At 71.0% G+C, this 23246-nt stretch carries 18 protein-coding genes; 2 read left to right on the forward strand and 16 right to left on the reverse strand.

Annotated elements, in window-relative coordinates; genetic code table 11:
• Position 1: 1 nt before the first annotated feature.
• From QC818_RS09620 to QC818_RS09635, 4 genes are all read right to left on the reverse strand, one after another.
• On the reverse strand, positions 2 to 820 hold the full coding sequence (locus tag QC818_RS09620; RefSeq protein ID WP_309652638.1) for a Na(+)-translocating NADH-quinone reductase subunit C: 819 nt from the start codon (positions 818 to 820) through the stop codon (positions 2 to 4).
• Entirely contained in the window at positions 820 to 2046 is a 1227-nt protein-coding gene (locus QC818_RS09625) for an NADH:ubiquinone reductase (Na(+)-transporting) subunit B (RefSeq protein WP_309652639.1), read from the reverse strand. Before QC818_RS09625 ends, QC818_RS09620 begins: the two co-directional genes overlap by 1 nt.
• The gene (locus tag QC818_RS09630) at positions 2046 to 3395 is read right to left on the reverse strand and encodes a Na(+)-translocating NADH-quinone reductase subunit A (protein ID WP_309652640.1); all 1350 of its coding nucleotides are present in this window, start codon (positions 3393 to 3395) and stop codon (positions 2046 to 2048) included. Before QC818_RS09630 ends, QC818_RS09625 begins: the two co-directional genes overlap by 1 nt.
• A gap of 298 nt (positions 3396 to 3693) precedes the next feature.
• The gene (locus tag QC818_RS09635; protein WP_309652641.1) at positions 3694 to 5157 is read right to left on the reverse strand and encodes a glyceraldehyde-3-phosphate dehydrogenase; all 1464 of its coding nucleotides are present in this window, start codon (positions 5155 to 5157) and stop codon (positions 3694 to 3696) included.
• A 180-nt stretch (positions 5158 to 5337) separates the two neighbouring features.
• Between QC818_RS09635 and mfd the strand changes: the two genes are divergently transcribed.
• Complete coding sequence (mfd, locus tag QC818_RS09640; protein WP_309652642.1) at positions 5338 to 8787, forward strand: transcription-repair coupling factor; 3450 nt, start codon at positions 5338 to 5340, stop codon at positions 8785 to 8787.
• A 186-nt stretch (positions 8788 to 8973) separates the two neighbouring features.
• Positions 8974 to 10065, forward strand: a complete 1092-nt coding sequence (locus QC818_RS09645) for a L,D-transpeptidase family protein (RefSeq protein WP_309652643.1) — start codon at positions 8974 to 8976, stop codon at positions 10063 to 10065.
• On the opposite strand, the gene QC818_RS09650 is transcribed toward QC818_RS09645, so the two are convergent.
• The 12 genes from QC818_RS09650 to QC818_RS09705 form a co-directional block, all read right to left on the reverse strand.
• Positions 10038 to 12392 (reverse strand): EAL domain-containing protein, encoded by a 2355-nt coding sequence (locus QC818_RS09650; protein WP_309652644.1) that lies wholly within the window; start codon positions 12390 to 12392, stop codon positions 10038 to 10040. The two genes, QC818_RS09645 and QC818_RS09650, sit on opposite strands and share 28 nt — an antisense overlap.
• Entirely contained in the window at positions 12389 to 12811 is a 423-nt protein-coding gene (locus QC818_RS09655) for a TadE/TadG family type IV pilus assembly protein (protein WP_309652645.1), read from the reverse strand. Before QC818_RS09655 ends, QC818_RS09650 begins: the two co-directional genes overlap by 4 nt.
• Positions 12812 to 12837: 26 nt before the next feature.
• On the reverse strand, positions 12838 to 14586 hold the full coding sequence (locus tag QC818_RS09660) for a pilus assembly protein TadG-related protein (RefSeq protein ID WP_309652646.1): 1749 nt from the start codon (positions 14584 to 14586) through the stop codon (positions 12838 to 12840).
• A complete protein-coding gene (locus QC818_RS09665) occupies positions 14583 to 14900 on the reverse strand; it encodes a DUF3613 domain-containing protein (RefSeq protein ID WP_309652647.1) in 318 nt (105 codons plus the stop codon). Before QC818_RS09665 ends, QC818_RS09660 begins: the two co-directional genes overlap by 4 nt.
• 15 nt (positions 14901 to 14915) lie before the next feature.
• Entirely contained in the window at positions 14916 to 15626 is a 711-nt protein-coding gene (locus QC818_RS09670; RefSeq protein WP_309652648.1) for a tetratricopeptide repeat protein, read from the reverse strand.
• A gap of 1 nt (position 15627) precedes the next feature.
• Positions 15628 to 16545, reverse strand: coding sequence for a type II secretion system F family protein (locus tag QC818_RS09675; RefSeq protein ID WP_309652649.1), 918 nt, complete (start codon positions 16543 to 16545; stop codon positions 15628 to 15630).
• An 18-nt stretch (positions 16546 to 16563) separates the two neighbouring features.
• Complete coding sequence (locus QC818_RS09680) at positions 16564 to 17451, reverse strand: type II secretion system F family protein (protein WP_309652650.1); 888 nt, start codon at positions 17449 to 17451, stop codon at positions 16564 to 16566.
• A complete protein-coding gene (locus tag QC818_RS09685; protein ID WP_309652651.1) occupies positions 17448 to 18698 on the reverse strand; it encodes a CpaF family protein in 1251 nt (416 codons plus the stop codon). The genes QC818_RS09680 and QC818_RS09685 overlap by 4 nt, the downstream gene beginning before the upstream one ends.
• Positions 18699 to 18706: 8 nt before the next feature.
• Positions 18707 to 19993 (reverse strand): type II and III secretion system protein family protein, encoded by a 1287-nt coding sequence (locus QC818_RS09690; RefSeq protein ID WP_309652732.1) that lies wholly within the window; start codon positions 19991 to 19993, stop codon positions 18707 to 18709.
• A 97-nt stretch (positions 19994 to 20090) separates the two neighbouring features.
• Complete coding sequence (gene cpaB, locus QC818_RS09695; RefSeq protein WP_309652652.1) at positions 20091 to 21044, reverse strand: Flp pilus assembly protein CpaB; 954 nt, start codon at positions 21042 to 21044, stop codon at positions 20091 to 20093.
• A gap of 80 nt (positions 21045 to 21124) precedes the next feature.
• Positions 21125 to 21358 (reverse strand): Flp family type IVb pilin, encoded by a 234-nt coding sequence (locus tag QC818_RS09700; RefSeq protein ID WP_309652653.1) that lies wholly within the window; start codon positions 21356 to 21358, stop codon positions 21125 to 21127.
• Positions 21359 to 21435: 77 nt separating this feature from the next.
• A complete protein-coding gene (locus QC818_RS09705) occupies positions 21436 to 23142 on the reverse strand; it encodes a ShlB/FhaC/HecB family hemolysin secretion/activation protein (protein ID WP_309652654.1) in 1707 nt (568 codons plus the stop codon).
• Positions 23143 to 23246: the final 104 nt, after the last annotated feature.

The raw sequence follows: 23246 nt of genomic DNA on the forward strand, positions 1-23246 counted from the left end.
ATCAGGCTCCTTCAGTCTGGTCGCTGTCGGCGGAGGCGCGCTGGGCCGCCTCCGGGTCGATGCCGCTGCGGAACCGGGCGAGGTACTCGCCGAAGCCCTGGGGGCTGAGCCAGAACTGCAGGAGGTTGGTGACCCCCTTGCTGGTCAGCGAGGCGCCGGAGAGGGCGTCGACCTCGGTCTCTTCGCTGGCGCCGCCCTTGACCAGGGCGATGGCCGGCTCGGCGCTGTCGGCGTCGGCATAGATCTCCTTGCCCTCCCACTGGGCCTTCCAGCGCGGATTGTCGACCTCGCCGCCGAGCCCCGGGGTCTCGGAGTGGGAGTAGAAGGTGATGCCCTCGATGGTGTTGCCGTCGCCCTGCACCGCCAGGTAGCCGCGCATCAGGCCCCACAGCCCCTGGCCGCGGATCGGCAGGATCACCTGCTCGGGGTCGTCCGGGTCGCCCACCAGGTAGACGGTGCTGAAGTTCTCCTGGCGCGACAGGCCGGCGATGTCCTTCTCGCCCGACAGGGTCCGCGACTGGGCCGGATCCTTGGCGGCCTGGAAGCTGTTGTAGCTCGCCGGGTCGAACCGGTCGGTGTACTCGCCGGTGCGCAGGTCGACGACCCGCGGGGTGACCTGCTGGAAGGCCTCCTCGATGTCGACGCCGGGCTCGTAGAGGCCGGCCACGTCGAGGATGTTCGACTTGCGATCCAGCTCCTGGTTGAGCTGCTGCTTGGAGCGCAGGCCCACCGCGGCGGTGGACACGATGACCGAACACACGATGCAAAGTGCGAACGCCACCGTCAGGATCTTCTTGATGGAGTTGTTGCTCTGTGCCATCAGGCAGTCTCCTCGGCCACGTCACCGGTACGCTGCATCCGGCGCTTGATGTTGGCCTGAACAAAGAAGTGATCGATCAGCGGGGCGAACAGGTTGGCGAACAGGATCGCCAGCATGATGCCTTCCGGGAACGCCGGGTTGACCACGCGGATCAGCACGGTCATGACACCGATCAGGATGCCGAAGATCAGCCGGCCCGGGTTGGTCATGGAGGCGGACACCGGGTCGGTGGCCATGAATACCATGCCGAAGGCGAAGCCGCCCACCACCAGATGCCAGTACCAGGGCATGGCGAACATCGGGTTGGTGTCGGAACCGATCAGGTTGAACAGGAAGCTGGTCGCCACCATGCCGAGGAAGACCCCGAGCATGATCCGCCAGGAGGCGATCTTGGTCCACAGCAGCACCGCGGCGCCGATCAGGATGGCCAGGGTCGAGGTCTCGCCCACGGAGCCGGGGATGAAGCCGAGGAAGGCGTCCCACCAGCTGAACTGGTCGGCCAGCGCGCCCATGCCGCTCTGGAAGGCGGTGGACAGCGCGGTGGCGCCGGTGTAGCCATCGGCGGCGACCCAGACCGCGTCGCCGGAGATCTGCGCCGGATAGGCGAAGTACAGGAAGGCGCGGCCGGTCAGGGCCGGGTTGAGGAAGTTCTTGCCGGTGCCGCCGAAGATCTCCTTGCCGATCACCACGCCGAAGGTGATGCCCAGCGCCACCTGCCACAGCGGGATGGTCGCCGGCAGGATCAGGGCGTAGAGCACGGAGGTGACGAAGAAGCCCTCGTTGACCTCGTGGCCGCGCTTGACGGCGAACAGCACCTCCCAGAAGCCACCCACGGCGAAGGTCACCAGGTAGATGGGCAGGAAGTAGGTGGCGCCGAGCACGAAGTTGGCCCAGACGCTGCCCGGGTCGTGGCTGCCCGCCAGGGTCATGACGATGGCCTCGCGCCAGCCGCCCAGGGCACCGAAGCCGTCGGCGATGGCCAGGTTGGCCTGCCAGCCGGCGTTCCACATGCCGAAGAACATGGCCGGGAAGGTGCACAGCCAGACCGTGATCATGATGCGCTTGAGGTCGATGCCGTCACGCACGTGGGCGGTGGTCTTGGCGACGCTCGGCGGCGTGTAGAAGATGGTGTCCACCGCCTCGTACAGCGGGTAGAACTTCTCGTACTTGCCGCCCTTGTGGAAGTGCGGCTCGAGATTGTCGAGTGTCTGTCGGATACCCATCATCAGGCCTCTTTCTCGATCATGGTGAGGTTGTCACGCAGGATGGGACCGTATTCGTACTTGCCGGGGCACACGTAGGTGCACAGCGCCAGGTCCTCCTCGTCCAGCTCCAGACAGCCGAGCTGCATCGCGGTCTCGATGTCGCCGACGATCAGCGAGCGCAGCAGCTGGGTGGGCAGGATATCCAGCGGCATCACCTCCTCGTAGACGCCCACCGGCACCATGGCCCGCTCGGAACCGTTGGTGGAGGTGGTCGGCGCGTAGTTGCGCAGGCCCTTGATCTTGGAGAGGTAGATGCCCAGCACCGAGTGACGGTTGCTGCCCGGTGACATCCAGCCCATGAAGGTGCGCTTGTTGCCCTCCTCGAGCAGGCTGACCTGGTTGTGGAAGCGTCCCAGGTAGCGCAGGCTGCCCTCGGCGGTCACGCCGGAGAACACCGACCCGGAGATCACCCGGGTGTCCTCGGGTTCGATGACTTCCCCGGCCAGCAGTTCCTCGGTGCTGGCGCCCTGGCGGGTGCGCAGCAGGCGCGGCGCCTCGGCGCGGGGACCGCCCAGCGCCACCACCCGGCCGACGTCGATCCGCCCTTCGGTGAACAGCTTGCCGAAGGCGATCACGTCCTGGTAGCCGATGTGCCAGACGCGCTTGTGCAGGTTCACGGGCGAGAGGTGATGGATATGGGTGCCGACCAGGCCGGCGGGGTGCGGGCCGGCGAAGGTCTGGGCCTGGACGCCGTCGATGTTGCCGCCCGGCACGCTGTTGTCCGGCCCGGTGCACAGGAAGACCTTGCCCTCGGTGAGGCGGGTCAGCACCTTGAGGCCGTCCTCGAACGCCTGGGTCTGCTCGTTGATGACCTTGGCCGGGTCGGCGGCCAGCGGATGGGTGTCGATGGCGGTGACGAAGATGTTCTCCGGCGTGCCGTCGATGGCCGGGGTGCGCGAATAGGGACGGGTGCGCAGCGCCGTCCACAGGCCCGACTCGACCAGCTGGTCGACCACCGCCTGGCGCTCCAGGCCGCCGAGGCTGTCACGGTCATGGGCGGTGAAGGTCACCGCGTCCTCGGTCTCGTCGACCTTGATCACCACCGACAGCAGCCTGCGCTTCTCGCCGCGATGGATGGCCACGACTTCACCGGCCGCCGGCGCCGTGAAGCGCACGCCGTCGATCTTCTTGTCGGTGAAGAGCAGCTGGCCCAGCTTGACCCTGTCCCCTTCCTGGACCGCCATGGTCGGCTTCATGCCGATGTAGTCGGTACCCAGGACGGCCACGTGGCGCACCGGGCGCGCATCCTCGATGCGCTGCTCCGGGGCTCCCGCGATGGGGAGATCCAGGCCTTTCTTGACTTCGATCATAGTCTCGCCCAGTTGATGGATCGGATAGATGAAGGAAAGGGGTGCGAATGGATTCGGATTCTTTTGCTTGTCAGAATGTTACCAGTCGGGCCCGAGGCGAACTCGAACCACCCCGAAAAAATCCCCGGTATTATAAAGAGAAGCCGGTACGATGACCACCTGCCCTTAGGTCGCAAGGGCGCGCCACGGGCAAGTGTCGGATTGTCGCGGCGGGTGTAAAAACCGTTGAAGGAAGGCGACTTAGGGAAGGAAGCAGGCAAGAAGGGGGCGCCCCCGGCCGGGCCGGGGGCGGAGGGGCTCAGCCCTGGGCGCGGGGCAGCTTGAGGAAGTCGACGTTGGAGATGTGCTGCAGGATGCGGATCACCTGGCAGCTGTAGCCGAACTCGTTGTCGTACCAGACGTAGAGCACGGCGTGCTTGCCGTTGGCGATGGTCGCCTGGGCGTCGACGATGCCGGCATGACGGTTGCCGACGAAGTCGGTGGAGACCACCTCGGGCGAGTCCACGTAGTCGATCTGCTTCTGGTACTCGGAGTCGATGGACATCCGTCGCAGGTAGTCGTTGAGCGACGCGACGTCGGTCTCGCGCTCCAGGGTCAGGTTGAGGATCGCCATGGAGACGTTGGGGGTCGGCACGCGGATGGCGTTGCCGGTCAGCTTGCCGCCCAGCTCCGGCAGCGCCTTGGCCACCGCCTTGGCGGCGCCGGTCTCGGTCAGCACCATGTTGAGCGGCGCGCTGCGGCCGCGACGATCGCCCTTGTGGTAGTTGTCGATGAGGTTCTGGTCGTTGGTGTAGGAGTGCACCGTCTCGACGTGGCCGTGGGCGATGCCGTACTCGTCGTTGAGCACCTTGAGCGTGGGTACGATGGCGTTGGTGGTGCAGGACGCCGCGGAGATGATGCGATCCTCGGCATCGATGTCCTGGTGGTTGATGCCGTAGACGATGTTCTTGAGATCGCCCTTGCCCGGCGCGGTCAGCAGGGCCTTGGCCACGCCCTTGCAGGCCAGGTGCTGGCCCAGACCGTCCTCGTCGCGCCAGATGCCGGTGTTGTCGACCACCACGGCGTTGTCGATGCCGTACTCGGTGTAGTCGATCTCGGCCGGGGAGTCGGCGTAGATCACCCGGATGACGTTGCCGTTGGCGGTCAGGGTGCGCGCCTCGGGATCCACGCTGATGGTGCCCTCGAAGGGGCCGTGGACGCTGTCGCGGCGCAGCAGGCTGGCGCGCTTCTCCAGGTCCTTGGCGATGTCGCCGCGGCCGCGCACCACGATGGCCTTGAGGCGCAGCAGGTTGCCGCCGCCGGCCTTCTCGACCAGCACCCGGGCCAGGATGCGGCCGATGCGGCCGAAGCCGTAGAGCACCACGTCCTTGGGCTCGCCGTTGCCGGCCTCCGGGTCGTGGGCGTCGACGATCTCGGCCAGTTCCTTGCGCAGGAAGGCCACGGCATCGCCGCCGCCCTGCTTCTTGTAGGCCACGCCCAGCTTGCCCACGTCCACGTGGGCCGGCCCCAGGTTGAGCTCGGTCATGGCCTTGACCAGCGGAAAGGTGTCCTTGACGGACAGCTCGGTGCCCTCGACCTTGCGCACGAAGCGGTGGTCCTTGAGGATCCGGATCACGCTGCGATTGAACAGCGACCGGCCGTACAGGGTGGTCACGACGTTGTTGTGGCGGTAGAGGCTGCCGATCAGCGGGATCATCTGCTCGGCGATCGCCTGGTTGTCGTGCCAATCCTGGAAGACGGTATCGAGGGCTTGCTGACTCACGAGGGGCCTCACTGTGGGGTTGAGATTTCGGCGGTATTATCCGGCCCCCGGCGCGCCAGGGCAATCGCGGGATGGTCGCAGCCGGTGTAGGGGATTTACAGGAATTCGCCGCTCACTACACGCGAGGGACGGGCTGGTATGATGCCCCCAGTCACCCATTCGAGGAACGCACGCGACGCCATGCCGACCTTCTCGCCTCTCGATCCGCCGCGCCCCAAGGGGCTGCGCGACACCCTCTACTGGCAGACGCCCCCCGGCAGCGCCACCGCCCTGTCCCTGGCCCGGCTGGCCGAGGACGCGCCGCTGCTGGTGATCACCGCCGACACCGCCGCCGCCCAGCGCCTGGAGGGCGACCTGGCGTTCTTCTCGTCCCAGCCGATCATGCCCTTCCCCGACTGGGAGACGCTGCCCTACGACAGCTTCTCGCCCCACCAGGACATCGTCTCCGCCCGGCTGCGGACGCTGCGCCGCCTGCAGGACGGCGAGCGGGGCATCGTGCTGGTGCCGATCAACACCCTGATGCAGCGCCTGGCTCCGGTGGACTACATCGCCGGCCGGGTGATGACCCTCGAGGTGGGCATGACGCTGGACCGGGAAGGCTTCCGCGAGCGCCTGTCCCGGGCCGGCTACCGGGCCGTGGAGACCGTCTTCGAGCCCGGCGAGTACGCCCTGCGCGGCGCGCTGATCGATCTCTTCCCCATGGGCAGCGAGTCGCCGCTGCGCATCGATCTGTTCGACGACGAGGTCGACAGCCTGCGCCACTTCGACCCGGACACCCAGCGCAGCGCCGACAGGGTCGAGCGGGTCGAGCTGTTGCCGGCCCACGAGTACTCGCTGTCGCGGGGCGCCATCGCCTGCTTCCGCGAGGGCTTCGAGACGCTGTTCGACGTCGACCCGCGCCAGTGCCCGCTCTACGTCGACGCCCTGAAGGGCATCCCCTCCCCCGGCCTCGAGCAGTACCTGCCGCTGTTCTTCGAGGAGACGGCGACGCTCTTCGAGCACCTGGCCGAGGGCACCCGGGTGGCCCTGCTGCCCGGCGTGCGGGAGGCCGCCGAGCACCACTGGACGGCCATCGAGAGCCGCTTCGAGAACCTCGGCGTCGACCCGAGCCGCCCGCTGCTGCCGCCGCATCGCGCCTTCGTGCCGGTGGCCGAGGTGTTCGGCGCCATCAAGCGCCACCCCCGGGTCGAGCTCACCGACGACGCCGAGCATCGCCATGCCCTGGCACCGTCGGCCCGGCCGGCGCCGCCGGTCCCCGTCAACGCCCGCGCCAAGCGCCCGCTGGCCGCGCTCGAGGGCTTCCTGGCCGAGCACGACGCGACCCGGGTGCTGTTCGTGGCCGAATCCCGGGGGCGTCGCGAGGCCCTGGAGGAGACCCTGGCGCCGCTGGGCCTGGCCCTGCCGCATGTCGACGACTTCGACGCCTTCCTCGCCGGCGAGGCGCGCACGGGCATCGCCGAGGGGGCGATCGACGCCGGCCTGTGGCTGGAGGCCCCCGACCTGGCGGTGATCAGCGAGACCGAGTTGTTCGGCGAGGTGGTGCGCCAGAGCCGGCGCCGGGAGAAGGCCACCGACGACGGCGAGCTGGCGATCCGCCACCTGGCCGAGCTCCGGCCCGGCGCTCCAGTGGTCCACCAGGCCCATGGCGTGGGCCGCTACCGCGGCCTGGAGACCCTCGAGGCCGGCGGCCAGGCCGCCGAGTTCGTGGCCCTGGAATATGCCGACGGCGCCCGGCTCTACGTGCCGGTGGACAGCCTGCACCTGATCTCGCGCTACGCCGGCGCCGACGACGACCTGGCCCCGCTGCACAAGCTGGGCTCCGAGCAGTGGGAGAAGGCCAAGCGCAAGGCGGCCGAGAAGATCCGCGACACCGCCGCCGAGCTGCTCGACGTCTATGCCCGGCGCGAGGCCAAGGAAGGCTTCGCCTGCGAGGTGCCGGATGCCGAGTACGGCCGCTTCGCGGCCAGCTTCCCGTTCGAGGAGACCCCCGACCAGCGCGCCGCCATCGCCGCCGTGGTGGGCGACATGACCGCCCCTCGCCCCATGGATCGGGTGGTCTGCGGCGATGTCGGCTTCGGCAAGACCGAGGTGGCGATGCGCGCCGCCTTCCTGGCCGTGCACTCCGGCCGCCAGGTGGTGGTGCTGGTGCCCACCACCCTGCTGGCCCGCCAGCACTACGAGAACTTCCGCGACCGCTTCGCCGACACCGCGGTGAACATCGAACTGGTCTCGCGCTTCACCGGCGGCCAGGGCCAGGCGGCGGCCAAGACGCGCATCGAGGAGGGCCAGGCGGACATCGTCATCGGCACCCACAAGCTGCTGTCCAAGTCGATGCGCTTCCCCAACATGGGCCTTCTGATCATCGACGAGGAGCACCGCTTCGGCGTCGCCCAGAAGGAGCGCCTGAAGAGCCTGCGCGCCGAGGTCGACATCCTCACGCTCACCGCCACGCCGATCCCGCGGACCCTGAACATGGCGATGAACGGCATCCGCGATCTGTCGATCATCGCCACGCCGCCGGCGCGGCGGCTGTCGGTGAAGACCTTCGTCCAGCAGCGCGACGAGGCGGTGATCAAGGAGGCGATCCTGCGCGAGATCCTGCGCGGCGGCCAGGTCTACCTGCTGCACAACGAGGTCAAGACCATCGAGACCGCCGCCGAGACGGTGCGCGAGCTGGTGCCCGAGGCCCGGGTGGCGGTGGCCCACGGCCAGCTGCCCGAGCGCGCCCTGGAGCGGGTGATGTCCGACTTCTATCACAAGCGCTTCAACGTCCTGGTGTGCTCGACCATCATCGAGACCGGCATCGACGTGCCCACCGCCAACACCATCATCATCGAGCGCGCCGACAAGTTCGGCCTGGCCCAGCTGCACCAGCTGCGCGGCCGGGTCGGCCGCAGCCACCACCAGGCCTACGCCTACCTGCTGGCCCCGCCGCCCCGGGTCATGACCCGCGACGCGGTCAAGCGCCTGGAGGCCATCGGCCAGGCCGAGGACCTCGGCGCCGGCTTCACCCTGGCCAGCCACGACATGGAGATCCGCGGCGCCGGCGAGCTGCTCGGTGACGAGCAGAGCGGCCAGATGGAGGCCGTCGGCTACAGCCTCTACATGCAGATGCTCGACCGGGCGGTCAAGGCGATCCGCGAGGGACGCACGCCCAACATCGAGGCGCCGCTGGACGAGGGCGTGGAGATCGGCCTCAACCTGCCCGCGCTGATCCCCGACGACTACCTGCACGACGTCCAGCAGCGGCTGGTGATGTACAAGCGCATCGCCAGCGCCGACAGCGAGGCCGAGCTCAAGGAACTGCAGGTGGAGATGATCGACCGCTTCGGCCTGCTGCCGGCGCCGGTGAAGACCCTGCTGCGCCAGACCCGCCTGCGCCAGCGCGCCGAGCGGCTGGGCATCGCCCGCCTCGAGGCCGGAGCCGAGCGTGGCCGGGTGATCTTCGCCGGCCACACCCGGGTCGACCCGCTGACCCTGGTGGAAATGATCCAGCGCGACCCGGCCCGCTATCGCCTGGAAGGCGCCGACACCCTGCGCTTCGAGGCCGACATGGCCGACGAGGAGGCCCGCTTCCGCGAGGTCGAGGCCCTGCTCGAGACCTTCAACCGCAAGGCCGAGGCGGCATGACAGGCACGAGGGGCGAGGAAGCGAGGAAGCGAGGAAGCGAGGAAGCGAGGAAGCGAGGAAGCGAGGAAGCGAGGTGCAGGGTAACCCTAGAATCTCGCGCCTCGAACCTCGCCCACCGCGAGACTGGCGAACCCGCGCCGCCTCGGGCACTCTAACGCCTGCCGGGCCCACGGAGGGGCCGGCCCCATGACGAACCGACGCGAGACCATGACCAAGATGATGCCCTCTCCCCTTCGCGGCTCCCTGAGCCGGGCCACCCTGCTGCTGGGGCTCGGCCTCGCCCTCACCACTCCCCTGTCGGCCAGCGAGGACCGGCCGCGCGGCCACTACCCCCTGCCCGAGGAAGGCGACCTGGTGGGCGAGGTGTATCGCGTGGAGGCCGACGAGGAGGACACCCTGATCGATATCGGGCACGAGCACGGCATCGGCTACCGCGCCATGGTCCGCGCCAATCCCGACGTCAGCGTCTGGTATCCCGGCGAGGGCACCGAGGTGGTGATTCCGGGCCGCTTCATCCTGCCGGACGCCCCCCGGGAAGGGGTGGTGGTCAACGTCGCCGAGATGCGCCTGTACTACTACCCCCCGGCGAGGGACGGCGAGCCGCCCCGGGTGGAAACCTATCCCATCGCCGTGGGGCGCATGGACTGGAAGACCCCCCTGGGCACCACCACCATCACCCAGAAGGTCGAGAACCCGGCCTGGTATCCGCCCCAGTCGATCATCGAGGAGCGCGCCGCCGAGGGACGCCCCGTGCCCAGCGTGGTGCCGCCGGGCCCCGACAACCCGCTGGGTCGGCACAAGATGCGCCTGGGCATCCCCGGCTACCTGATCCACGGCACCAACAAGCCGGAGGGCGTGGGCATGCGGGTCACCCATGGCTGCATCCGCATGCTGCCGGAGGACATCGAGGGGCTCTTCCCGCGCCTGCCGGTGGGCACCCGGGTACGGCTGGTGAACGAGCCCTTCAAGGTGGGCTGGGCCGACGGCAGCCTCTACGCCCAGGCCTACCCCTACCTGGACGAGGAGGACGGCACCACCATCCAGCGCGTCACCGAGGCCCTGGGCCGGGTCGATGCCAGCCTCGAGGGTCTGGACTACCCGGTCGACTACGCCCGGCTGCGCGCGGCGGTCGAGGTCCCGAACGGCCTGCCGGTGGCGCTGGAGACCCCGCCGGCACCCGAGCCCGCCCCGGCGCCGGCCCCCGAGTCGCTCTACGATCGCCTGGAGGCCATCGTCGCCGTGCCGGCCCTCTACGACTCGCCGTCCGCGGAGGGCTGAGCCTCGACCGCCCGGCCCGGCGGCGCCGGGCCGGCCTCCCCCTCGCCCAGCGCCTCCAGCGGGTGGGCCTGCCCGAGCAGGCGTCCCTGGGCGGCGACCACGCCCAGGCCGCGCAGGGCCACCAGCTGCTCGGTGGTGGCCACGCCGGCCACGGTGAGGTGGCGCCCCGCCAGCTTGGCCGTGTCGCGCAGGCTGCGCAGCATCAGCAGGGCCGACTGATCCCGGGGCACCCGGGCCATGATCTCCGGCTCCAGCAGCAGGCGGGTCAGCGGCAGGCGGAAGATCGCCGCCAGGGAGGCCCCCGAGCGCGCCAGCCCCGTCAGGGCGATCCCGAAGCCCGCCTCGCGGCAGCGGCGCAGTGCCGGCGCCAGGGCGGCCTCCCGGGGCAGCTCGGCGCTGTCGACGGCGAGCTCGAGGCGCGACGGGTCGAGGCCCCGCGACTCGCAGGCCTCGCTCAGGGCCTCGACGAAGGCGGCATCGATCGACTGCGCCAGGCCCACGGGCACCGTCCAGATCCGCCGCGCCGAACGCGGGCCCGGCGCCGCCTCGTCCGCCTGTCGCGCCAGGACGTCCAGGACCCGCTCGCAGAGCCCCCGATCCAGGCAGGCCCGCCGCCCGGCGAGCTCCGCCACCCGCACCAGCTCCGCAGCCTCCACCCGCCCCCAGCCGAGCGACGCCCAGGCCGGCCGGATCTCGCCGCCGCAGCCGCGACGATCCGCCAGCAGCACCCGCGGTTCCACGTCGATCGCCAGCTGGGCGACCAGCCGCTCCTCGGGCAGGCGCCGCAGCAGCTCGACCAGGGCCAGGCAGCGCTCCTCCGGGGCCACGGCCGCCGGCGCCAGCACGCGAGGCTGCCGCCCGCCGCCGCGCAGCACCTGGCGGGCGGCCGCCTGGGCCTCCTCGAGCACCAGGAAGGGGGTCGTGTCGTCGGCGCAGCGGGCCACGCCGATCCGCGGCAACAGCAGGCGATCCTCGCGTCCCACCTGGAAGGGCGCGGACAGGCTGTCCTGGAGGCGCCGGGCGAAGGCCATGCCGGCCGGGCAGCGGCCATCGGCGTCCACGGGCAGGAAGCTCATCACCGCGAACACCTCGCCCTCCAGCCGGGCGATATAGCCCTCCCCGCGGGCGGTCCGCCGCAGCCGCTTGGCGATCCGCCGCAGGGCCTCGTCGATGCCCGCCTGCCCGAGGGCGGCGCGCACCCCGTCGAGTCGATCGAAGCCGATCCAGCACACCTGGAAGGCATGCCCTTCCTCCAGGTGGCGCCGCAGCCGCGCCTCGAGTCGCGGCCGCCCGGGCAGGCCGGTCAGCTCGTCGAGCCCGAAGCGCAAGCGCCGGCGGCGCCGGCGTCGCTCCACCGCCAGGGCCACCCCCAGGGCCAGGGCCGCCAGCACGGCCAGCCCCAGGGCGCCGAACAGCAGACGCTCGCCCCGCCCGAGGCGGCGCATCGCCTCGGGCGGAACCTCCAGGTAGCGAACCTCGTCCCGCACCCCCGGCCGCACGCGATGACGCGCCGCATAGGCCAGCCTGGGCGCGGCGGGCGCCGTGGCCTCGCCCCCCGACGCGAGGCGCTGCAGCAGCGCCTCGGCGCTGCCCGACGGGGACGGCTGGACCCCGCCGAGGCAACCGTCGGCCCGCCATTCCGGCTGCAGGCACCAGACGCCGCCGTCGGCGGCCAGCAGGGGCGCGGCCCGGCGCCGGGCCATCGCATCGGGCAGCGCCAGCACGACCCGCTCGGTCCCCGCCGCGGCCGGTGGCGGGAGGCGGTCCAGGGGGTACACCGCCTCCAGCCGCCCCTCGCCCTCCCGGCGCACCGCCTGCAGCGCCAGCAGGGGCGAACCCGGCATCAGCCAGCCCTCGAGGCGCGCCGCCCCGGTGGCATGACGCACCCAGCCCAGGTGACGCAGCAGCACGGGCAGCAGGTCGAGATGGCCGGCCCCCTGCCCGCGCAGCCAGCGACGGTGCCCCGGCAGGAAGGCGCCATAGGCCGCCAGCCGCTCGGCGCCCGGCCCCCGGTCGGACGCCAGCCACTGGCGATAGGCGGCCACGGCGGGATCATGCAGCAGCAGCAGGCCGGCGGGGGCCCCTCCGGCCAGGGCAGCGTCCAGCGCCGCGCTTCCCCCCCGCCCGAGGTAGACGACCCGCATGGCGCCCGGCCCCCGGCGCGCCTCGAGGCGATCGCCCAGCTCGGCGATCAGGCGGCGGTCCAGGCGCTGGCCCGGCTCGCCCGGCGCCACCACCAGCACCTCGTCGTCGGCACGCAGCGGCGCCGCCAGACAGACCGCCAGCAGCGCCAGCCCACCGACCCAGCCCTTCGCGCTCCGGCTCATAGGCGTATGCTCGACGTGGAATGAACGCTGGTGAAATGGGGGATGCCGATGGCGCTCCCCGGCAGCTTGAGCGGCACCAGGCCGAGCTCGATCTTCACGCAGACCCTCACGGTGCCGGTCGACGGCACCAGGTCGTCGTTGCAGCGCTCGGCGAGACGGCCCGGCCAGTGGGCGCTCTCCTCGATGAATCCATTCACCACGGCCTCGATGGCGGCCTCATCGAGAGTTCCGTCCGGCTTCCTCTCGACGGCCAGGGCCTGCCGGACCGCATCGGCGCTCAAGGTATGCAGGCCCTGCTGATACACGAACAGCAGGCTGTAACTCACGATGGCGTAGAAGACGATCAGGAAGAGCGGGAACACCAGCGCGAACTCGATCCCCACCGATCCTTGCTGCCCGTGACCTCGGCGCCCCTTCATCGACGCCGCTCCGTCTTCGAGGTGTCTCATATCACCAACTCCGCGCCGCCGGTGCCCGGTGCCAATTCGATGATCCGCATGTCGGCCTCCCCGGGCCTAGCCCCCAACAGCTCCAGCACGGGGGTCAGCACCTCTTCGGCCAGCTGCGTCAAGGCGGGCTCCAGCGCCCCGAGAAGCTGGCCGGCGGGCAGCGTCACGCTCCCCCCCAGCAGCTCGACGGTGACGCTCAGGGTATTGGCCTCGTCCAGCAACGCCTGCGTCACATCCCCCGCGCCACGGGCCTCGAACGAATAGGGATCGGCCGATGGCCAGATCTGTCGGGCGTCGACGGCCTGCATGCGCGTCCCTTCCCACGGTTCCGGATCAGCAGTCCCCATCCAGCCGACCAGCGAGTCGGAGCCGGAGCCGGAGCCGCTCAGCAGCGAGAGCCCGACCGCCAGATCCACCCCCAGGGGTTGGTGATAGGCGCCTGCATTCAGCTCGTACGAGGCATCGCCGGCCTTCACCGGCCGAAGGTCGTCGATCCCCCCGCGCGCCGCCCCTCCGCGTATCCCCACCAGCACATCGAGGCCCGAGACCAATGGCACGTCGATCTGCATGTGGGCCCCCAGGGCGAGTTGAGCGGTCGTCGCCTGGGTCGCCCAGCGGCCATCGCAGGGGGGCTCGCCCCGCTCACAGCCTGTCGGGCCGATGGCGATCTGCGGCGGCTCGATGACCTGCAGCGCGAGCTCCACTCCGCCGAGAATCCCCAGATCGAGACCGAGGTGCTCCAGGTCGATGAAACGGCCGTTGCCGACGAAGGCCATGGTCTCCAGCAGGTGCAACAGCCCGACTTCCGCCTGCAGCGCCTCGTCAGGGCGCGATGGGTCGATATCGGCGAGCTCGCCGAGGCGAACGGCGTCCAGTCCCAGCGACACGAACCCCTCGAGGGCGTCCCGAAACAGCCGAACGCCCAGCCTCAAGGCCTCTTGATCCCCCGAGGGGTGACGGGCCAAGGCCTCGAGGCCACTGATCTCGGCGAGGTCGATGAGCGATAGGCTGACGTCTTCCAGCACACCATCGGCGGTACCGGCATCCGCCGCGAGATCGATGAGATCGACGATCGAGAGGGTGGCATTGGCGAGCCCCCGATAACCGAGCGCCGTGACGTCGATGTCGTTGCCCAGCAGCAGCCCCAGCAGGCCGCTTCCATCCACGGCCAGCAGGCGTGAGCCGAGCCGGTAGGTGACCAGCGGTTGCCGGGGCGACTGCCTGGCGACCGCCGTGGCCTGCAGCCTGACCCGCTCCGCGCCGGCCAGGGAGCCGCCGAGAAGGCTCGCACGGGTCTCGAGCGAGGCGGTGACCTCGACCGCCGTGCGGCGCCCCATGAGCGTACCGTCCGCACAGCGGGTCCTGCCTCCCCTCGACAGGGCGGCGAAGCGCAACCGCCGGCCTTCGGGGTCGCGCTCCTCGAGCTCGACCGTCTCCCGACACAGCCCGCCTCCCTGGGCGGTGATCAGGAACCCCTCGACGCTGTCGGGAACATTGGCGCTGCGCACGGACAACGAGGTCAGATCCGTGTCCGACATCGCCGCGATGCCCTCGTCGGCCTGACTGGCCACTTCGAGCGCCGCCAGATCGGCGATCCGCTGCAGGTTGCGCTGCTCCATGTAGAGCCGCCCGGTGTCCAGCGCCAGGGCGATGCACAGCACCACCAGCAGCATGACCACCGCGCCGAGCACGCCGATGGCACCGCGCTGCCGGGAGGGGACGCGACACGGGCCGGGCGCCGTCACTCGCCGAAGCCCATCTCGATGTAGGTGTCGGGAATCGGGTGCGAGAAGCTCTCGACATAGCGTCGGTAGATCCGGGTCTGCACCTCTCCCGACAGCCGCTGGGCCGGCGGCGCGGCCAGCCGGCCGCTGCGCTGCAGCTCGAGCAGCCGCCCCGTGCGTTCCCCGAACGCCGGTCGCCGCGCCTCGTCGGCGTCGCGGGCCCGGGGGGCCTCGTCGCGCTCGCCCAGGGCCGGGGGAGCGGCGGCGCAGAGCGCCGCCACCAGGCCGGCCCCCATCCAGGCGAGCGGCTTGCGCAGGATGCGGTCTCGTCCCATCGTGATTCCTCCTTGTCATCCCTCGCCGTCACGGCCCTGGGCCCGCGCCAGCCCTCGCAGCCGTTCCACCAGGGCCGCGTCGACCCCATAGCGGTCGGCCAGCCGCTCGGCCTCGGCGCTGCGCCCCTCCTGCATCAGCAGGACCACCAGGTTGCTGGCGGCCCGCTGGCCGACGTCCCCCAGCTCCAGGGCCGTCAGCAGTTCCTCCCGCGCCTGCCGGCGATGGCCCTCCAGCAGCAGCAGATAGCCCAGGTCGTTGCGGATCCCCGGATCGGTGGGCCGGGCATGGCGCGCCTCGCGCATCAGCAGGATCGCCTCTCGGCGATCGCCGCGCGCCGCGGCATTGCGCGCCATGCCCTGGTAGGCATCGGCGGCCAGGCAACCGGTGGCCAGGGTCTCGTAGACGGCGTCCGCCTCGTCCCGGCGACCGATGGCGCGCAGCGCATCGCCGCGCATCAGGACGGACTCGGCCCGCCCGAAGTCGGCCTGCTGCAGGTGCGCCAGGGCCGAGCGCGGGCGCCCCTGCTCCAGCTGCTGGCGGATCATGTCGATCCGCAGGCCGACCTCCGCGGGGTAGCGCTCCCCGCAGGGGCCCTGGACCCTGCGTTCGCCGGCCGTATCGCCCTCGGCGAAACGCCACATGGCCCGCGGCTCGGACACCCCGGCGCAGCCCGTCAGCGCCACAAGCGCCGCGAGGGCCAGGCCCCGGCCGACGTCGCGCCTCATCTCAATTCCCCAGGCCATCGAGCATTCCCCCAAGATTGATCACCGCCGGCCCGGCCAGCACGATCAGCAAGGCCGGGAACAGGAACACCATCATCACCAGCGACATCTTGCCCGACATCCGGGACACCGCCTCCTGGATGCGGGTCCGCCGGCGATCGCGCAGCCGCTGGCCGAGCTCGAGCATGGCCTGTCGGGCTCCGCCGCCCGACGACGAGATCTGGGCGAGCAGCTTGAGCAGATCTTCCAGGCCCTCGCTGGCCTGGATCCCCGCCAGCTCCTCCAGCACCTCCTCGCGAGCCTGGCCGGCCTCGATGCGCTGCAGGATCAGGCGCAGCTCGCGCACGCTCTCCGGGCAGGCATCGTCCAGGTTGTGGATCAGGCCCCGCAGCACCCCCTCCAGCGTCATCCCCGACTCCCACAGCATGCGGGTCACCTGGATGAGCATATCGGCCTCCTCGTCGAGGCGCGCCACCCGACGCCGGCGACAGCGCTTGAGCCACAGCCAGGCGACCAGCGTCGCCAGCGCGGCGACCGCCAGGCCCGTGAGCAGCATGCCCGGCCAACCACGACCGCCCTGCATGGCGTAGAGCACGCCGCCGCTGAACACTCCGAACACCACCAGCGCCAGCGAGAACAGCAGGTGCAGCTGAGCCCGGCTGCCGATGTAGCCGGCCTGGCGCAGCACCAGCGCCAGCTCCGCCAGCCAGGGGCGCCCCCGGGTCTGGCGGCGCCAGATGATCCGCCCGCTGCCCATCAGCCGCGCCTCCCGCGCGGCGGCCCGGCGACGACGATCGAGCTCGCCCATCGCCGCGGCCTCCCCCGGCGATCGGGGGGCGGCCCCCTGCCCCGGGCGGGCCAGCCACAGGCAGACCGAGGCGGCGGCGAGCACCAGCAGGGCGCTGGCCATCAGTAGCATCATTCGTCCTCCTCGCCATCGCTATATCGACTTCAGCATGCGCCACAGGGCCGCACAGCCGCCGACTTCCAGGGCCACCGCCGCCCACAGCGCCAGGCGCCCGCCATCGCTGTCGAGCATGGGCGCCAGGAACGCCGGGTTGCCGACCGCCATGAAGACGGCCAGCGCTACCGGCACCGCGGCCAGCACCGCGGCGGTGACGCGGGTCTCGCCGGTCAGCGCCCGCAGCTCGCGACGCCCGCGCTCCTGCTGGCGCAGCAGGTCCACGAAGCTGCCCAGGATGTTGCGCAGGCTGCCGCCATGCACCTGGTTGACCTCCACCGCGGTGGCCAGCAGGTCGAACTCGCGCAGCTTGAGCAGGTCGGCCTCCCGCCGCAGGGCCTCGTGCAGCTCCATGCCCAGCTCGCGGCGCACCGCGACCCGCCCCATGGCCTCGCGGAGCAGTCCGCCGGCCTGGGGGCCATTGCGGCGGAAGGCGATCTCGACGGTGGCCCCGGTGCCCAGCTCCCTGACCACCTGCTCCATGAAGGTGGGCAGCTGGGCGCGGATGCGTCCCCGCAGGCGACGGGCCCGGGCGCGCAGCAACAGCTTCATCGCCAGCAGCACGGCGAGGATGCCGAGGGCCAGGCGTACGCCGAACAGCGCCATGGCCAGCACCAGGGCCGCCGAGACCAGGAGGAGGAAGACCACCACCGCCCGAGGCGTGGCATGCACGCCGGCCGCGAGCAGGGAGTCCAGCAGCCACTGCATCATGGAGTCGGTCGGCAGGCGCCGCCCGCGACGTCGCCGTCGGGCCTGCCGTCTGCCGAGCACCGCCCGCTCGCTCTCGCGATTGGCGCTGCGCCACAGCAACCAGGCCGCCAGCATCAGCAGCAGCATGGTCGCCGACCAGAGCTGCCAGGCCGTCATGCCGCCCCCTCGATGCGTTTTTCCCAGCCGAAGTCCCGGGCCAGCCGGCGGTCCGAGTGGCGATACAACAGGCCCAGCTCGATCCGCCCCTCGGCCAGCCCCGTGATCCGCTGCACCTCGACCACATGGCGGTGCCCCCGATCGTCGCGCGTCACATGGACCACCAGGTCCAGGGCCGTGGCGATGATCTGGTTGACCAGCCCATCGCTGCCCTGGAAGCCCGCCAGTCGGATCATCATCTGCAGACGCACCAGAGCATCCCGGGCGGAGTTGGCGTGCACGGTGCTCATCGACCCCAGGTGCCCGGTGTTCATCGCCTGCAGCATGTCGAGGGCCTCGTCGCCGCGGCTCTCGCCGAGGATCACCCGATCGGGACGCATGCGCAGGGCATTGCGCACCAGCTGCCGGGCACCGACCTCACCCTCGCCCTCGCTGTTGGGCGGTCGCGTCTCCAGGCGCACGACATGGCTGTTGCCCAGCTGCAGCTCGGCGGCGTCCTCGATGGTCACGACCCGCTCGTGGGACGGGATGTCGCGGCTGAGGATATTGAGCAGGGTCGTCTTGCCGGCGCCGGTGGCGCCGCTGATCAGGATGTTGCGGCGCTCGGCCACGGCGGTCCGCAGCATGCGCATCAGCGGCTCGGTCACCGCGCCGCCGGCGACCAGGTCCTCGGCCGTCAGCGCCTCGCGGCGAAACTTGCGGATCGACACGCAGGGCCCGTCGAGGGCCAGCGGCGGTATCACCACGTTGACCCGCGAGCCGTCCGGCAGGCGCGCGTCGACCATCGGGCTGGACTCGTCCAGGCGTCGGCCCAGGGGCGCCAGCATGCGCCTGACCACCCGCAGCACATGGGCGTCGTTGATGAAGCGCTCCTCGACACGCGCCAGGCGACCCTCGCGCTCCACCAGGATCTGCTGGGGGCCGTTGATCAGGATATCGGTGATGTCGTCGTCCTGGAGCAGGGGCTGGAGCGGGCCGTAGCCGGTGACCTCGTCCAGCACCTCCCGGGCCAGGGCCTCCAGGGCCTCGACGGGCACCGCCTCGCCGCGCTGGTCGAAGTAGTCGCGCACCAGGCTCTCGATGCGCACCAGCATCGCCGAGGGCTCGTCGCCGAACAGCGCCTCGTCGTCCTCCAGGCGCTCGATGACCTCGCGGTGCAGGGCCGCCTTGAGCGCCCCATCGGCGAGGTCCTCCAGCGGCCTCGCGGCCATCGGCTTGTGTCGAGTCAGGGAACGCCAGGCACCCATGTCACCTCCTAGGGGGAAAAGCCAACCGTGCCGAGCCGCTCGATCTCCCGGGCCGACTGGGGATCGAAGAGCAGCTCGAGGAAGCTGGGATCGTAGCGGCCCAGGGCCTCGCCGGGCAGCTCGTCGAGCTCGACCCCGGCGGCGATCGGCGAGACCAGGTGCGGCGTGACCACCATGATCAGCTCCTTCTCCTCGCGCTCGAAGCGGGTCGAGCGGAAGAAGGCACCCAGCACCGGGATATCCCCCAGGCCGGGCAGCTTGTCGACGCTCTGCAGGGTGGCGTTGCTGACCAGGCCGCTGATGATGAAGCTCTCGCCGTCCCCCAGCTGCACGGTGGTGTCCGTGCGACGCACGCTCAACGACGGCACGGCGATGCCGCTGGACTGGACCGAGCGGGTGAAGTCCAGTTCGCTGACCTCCGGGGCGACCTTGAGCATGATGCGATCGTCGGCGAGCACCGTGGGCGTGAGCCGCAGGCGGATCCCGAACTCCTTGAAGTCCACCGAGACATCGCCGTCGCTGCTGTTGCTGGGGAAGGGGAACTCGCCGCCGGCGAGGAAGGAGGCGCTCTGGCCCGACAGGGTCACCAGGCTGGGCTCGGCCAGGGTATAGGCGAAGCCGTTGTTGCGCAGCGCGCTGATCGCGCCGAGGATGCCCTCGTCGGCGTTGCCGCCGATGATCGAGAAACCGCCGCTCAGGGAGGTGGGCGATACCAGGCTGCCGTCGTTGATGAAGGGTAGGCCGCTATCGGTGGGACCGACCGCGAACTGGGTATTGCCGCCGTTGTCGCGGCCCAGGAAGAACCCGGCGGACTCCAGCCGGCGCCGGTTGACCTCGACGACCCGGATGTCGGTCTGCACCTGGACGGGGCCGATCTGTCGGCTGGCATCCACCGGCGGAGCCTCGCCGAAGCGCTGCAGCGCCTGGGCATGCCGCTCCAGGGATCGGGTCTCGCCCTCGAGCCGCGAGACATTCGCCTGCTGCTCGAGCCGGTATTCCTCCTCCAAGCCACGAGCCGCCGCGGGCCGCACCGACAGATCGATCGCGCTGGGCGCCCTCGCCCCGTCGAACCAGACCTTCAGCGAGGTCGTCCCCGGGCCGAGCCCGGTGACCAGCAGCTGCCGATCGCCGACCAGCTGGACGTCGGCGATGCCGCCGCTGCCCAGGGCGGTCCGCACGATGGCGTCGCCGTAGCCGAGCCGACGATTCTCCCCCACCAGCAGCGACACCGACCGCTCGTCGGCCTGAACCATGGCGGCCGCCAACGCCCCGCCCAGCAGCCAGGCCCCCGTCATCGCGGCCACGAGCCAGCGTGACCACGCCGCTCGTCTTGCGGGACTGATTCTTTTCGTCATGCGATTCCCTGCACCTTCATCAATGGCTTATACGGCTTCAGCCGTCGACCCGGACGGCGTGGACCTCGCCGCCCACCTGCTGCACCACCCGGCGTCCGGCAGGACGCCCGCCGCCGCCCGCGGGCGGCGCCTGGGCACCCGCCTCGTCTCGCGACACCAGCTCGTCGAACGCCACCGGCGCCCCCAGGTCGCCGGTCCGGCGCGGCGCCCGGGCGGGTGACAGCGAGGCCGGCACCAGCCAGTCGCCGGTCCCGGGGGGTATCGGCGTGAGAACGCCGCGGCGTTCCTCTGCCCCGATGACCGCCAGCCGCAACCGCCCCGTCTCCTCGGCGAGCAGCAGCCGGGGGGCCTGATCCTCGCTCAACGCCAGCACCGCCGTGCGGCCGCTGCGCCTGACTCCCGCCTCGGCGTCCTCCCGGGGCGGCTGGCCACGCAGCGCATCGCCGTAGCTGAGCACCTCGATATCGCGCAGCAGCCGGCGAGCCAGGCGGGTTCGCCCGTCGTCATCGTCCCGGGCGAAGAAGAAGACATCCACGCGGTCGCCGGGCGCCACGAAGCCGCCCCCGCCGACCACCTCGTCGACGCCCACCGCGATGGCCCGCTTGCCCGGCGGCACCGCCTCGGCGAGCAGGCCGCCGGCCGCGAAATGCCCGGGCCTGAGCACATCCCCGGGAGCCAGGGGCCGGGTGAGCACCCGCCCCTCCACCTCGGCGATGTCCTGATAGCCGGCCGCCAGCGGCTCGGGATAGTCGACCGGGCGCAACAACGGGCGTTCGCCCTCGCCGGGCGCGTCCAGTCGCGTGCCCGCCGGCAGGCGACGGGCGGCGGTCAGCACCGGGTAGCCGGCGGCCTCGTCAATCGGGACCTCGGCCACCGGCGCCTCGACCACCGTCTCCGGCACCTGGCCGGCCATCCGCCAGCCGGCGAAGGCCAGGCCGATGGCGATCGCCACCAGCAGGGCGGCGATGCCCTTCAGCAAGTTGGGCGACATGGCAGCTCCTCACGACAGAAAGCGACGGGTCCCCTACCCCCTTCCCGCGGGGCAGCGGCCACTCGATGCTTGAGTGATCATTAAGCGGAAGGATCAGGGAGCTGGGCGGATATCTGCTCGAACAGCTCGGCGACCTTATCGCCGAGATCAGGCACGGCGACGATGATCGCCAGCGCGATCATGGCGGCAATGATGACGTACTCGATACCGCTCGCCCCCCGCTGCCGGCGGGCGGCCGGACGGTTGAGTCGGCCGGTGACGATGCTGGCATGCACCCGGACAAGCGCCTGGTCGAGGATCGATTCCCGTTTCATGAGGCATTCCCCCGCATGGTTGTTGGTCTTTTTCCTGCGCATCGCGCCCCGACGAGTCGGACTCGCCGGCGCCGTGCCTAGCCACCGAAGGCCCAGGAGAGCCTCGCGTTGAGGCGCCCCCTGCGGTCGGCGTCGTCCTCGGGCCGGTCGCCCACCGGGAGGGCGTACTCGACCCCGAGGCGATAATCATCGTCGTGGCGCAGTTCGACACCGGTGGCCACCGAGGCGAGCTCGTGTTTGACCTCGCCCTCAACGAAGCGGGTCCGGGCGCCGTCCACCACCAGGTAGGGCTCCAGGCGGGACAGCCAGGCCGAGGACAGCGGCCGGCGGTAGCGAAGCTCCAGTTCCCCGGCATAGCCGCGCTCGCCCTCGGCCTCGTCATCCGCATAGGCGCGCCCGAAGCGGCGCCCGCCGTAACGGCCATGCTCCGCCAGCGGCAGGTCGTCCTCCGACCAGAACCCCGCCAGGCGAAGGGAGAGACGCCAGCGGGGCGACAGGGCCTCCAGCCAGCTCGCCTCCAGGGCGAGGCGGGTGAACGCCAGCTCCTCGTCCCCCTCGTCCACGGCGACGGCCCCGTTGTCGAGCCGCTGCACGGCGAGCGCGTTGCGGTTGCCGCCGAGCTCGAGGCCCCGGCGCAGCTCGGCACGGGCCGACAGCCGCCGCCGCTCGCCGCCGCGGCGATAGCGGGTGGCCAGCTCCAGGGTCGAGTAGCGCAGGTCCTGACGCGCGGTGAGCAGCGAACGGTCGAACGCCGTGTAGCGGTAGTCCACGGTCTCGTCGAGATGCTCCAGAGTCGCCTCGAGATCCCAGCGGCGGCGCCGCTCCAGCCACAGGGGGTAGTCGAGGCCCACGCGGAAGCGATCCCGCTCCTTGTGTTCATGGACCCGTACCCGCTCATCGCTCGGCAAGGGGGTGTCGTCGTCGCCCTCGAAGCGCTGGGCGCTCAGCTGCAGGCGCAGCCCGTCGCGACCCAGTTCCTGGCGATAGGCCAGGGCATGGAAACGATCGTCGGTGTCGACCGGCAGCAGCGAGGAGAAGGACAAGGATTCGGCATGGGGGGTATGGCTGCGCAGATCCAGGCTCGCCACCAGGCGCGCCTCGTCCTCGCTGCCCCCCTCGAGCGCCAGCCCCGCGTCGACGCGGTCGCTGTCGCGCTGCTCGACGCGCAGCGTGGTGGCGCCGGACGGCGTGCGCGGCACGGGCGCCCGCACCGACAGGCGGACGCCGGGGATGCGTTCGATCAGCGCGGTGTAGCGTTCGAAGGTCTCGCGGGTCAGGGGGCGCTCCTCGCGCATCCGCGAGACCAGCCGCTCGACGCGACGGGCCACCGCGGCGTCCTGCACCGCGATCTCGCTGCGGGCGATGTAGCCTTCCACCACCACCACGCGTACCTGGCCATCGCGGAAGTTGTTGCGCGGCAGGTAGGCGTAGGACAGCGGGAAGCCGCTATCCTGGTAGCGGCGGGTGATGCGTTCGACGGCCCTGACCAGGCGCTCGACGCTGACTCGCTGGCCGACCAGCGGCCGGAGGGGAGCGCTCAGCGTTTCCAGGTCGAAGGCGTTGCCGCCCTGGATCCGCACGCGGGACACCGACACCCGAGTCTCGGCGTCGAGGCGATCCAGCGTGCCCGGGAGTTCGACAGCCACGGGCTGACGGCCGCGATCCAGCGCGTCCTCGATGGGGGGAGACAGCGTCGGGCGACGCTCGTCGATGATGGCAGGCGGCTCGCTCGCCGTGGCGGCGCTCGCCACCAGCAACATCGCCGCCACCCGTGCCCGTGGCACGGCGCCTCGCCACGATATCGCTCTGCCTGACCTTGGCAACATGCTCGATTCCCTGCTTGCGAGTCCGGGGGGCGGCCGCAACGCCGCTTGTTATTGTCGAGTCG

Source organism: Halomonas koreensis, from assembly GCF_031451675.1.
GTDB lineage: Bacteria > Pseudomonadota > Gammaproteobacteria > Pseudomonadales > Halomonadaceae > Halomonas > Halomonas koreensis.